The sequence below is a fragment of the Bradyrhizobium sp. Kon69 genome, assembly GCF_055807515.1.
Window position 1 is genome coordinate 1 of the sequence record NZ_JBVVOS010000247.1, and the last position, 305, is coordinate 305.

At 61.3% G+C, this 305-nt stretch carries 1 protein-coding gene; it reads left to right on the plus strand.

Going from position 1 to position 305, the window contains the following annotated elements:
* Window positions 1–124: 124 nt before the first annotated feature.
* Window positions 125–305 (plus strand): hypothetical protein (locus AC0L3U_RS39020; RefSeq protein WP_473365062.1); only part of this gene is annotated, 181 nt, incomplete at its 3' end.

A 305-nucleotide genomic window follows, 5' to 3' on the forward strand; every position in this document is an offset into this window, starting at 1 on the left:
GTACCTTGAGGAAAGTATCGAGGACCTGGTCCTCGACCCGGCCACGCTGGAATTCCAGCACTTCGAAACCGTGGGCAGTCTGTCCAATTTCATTGAGCTGCAACTCGCCAGCCGGGCGGCATGAATGGACGCCTGGTCTGCGCTCATAAGCGTGTTCATGCGCTTTGGGGTTCAACCCGCTGCCGCCTGGCACCACCAGTCAGTGACGCACAGCTACGCGGCGCTGAGCCAGCGGGCGCAGGATATCGCGCATGAAATAATGCGCCAGCATGCCCATGGCGAAACCCCCATGGCGCCGGTTCTGG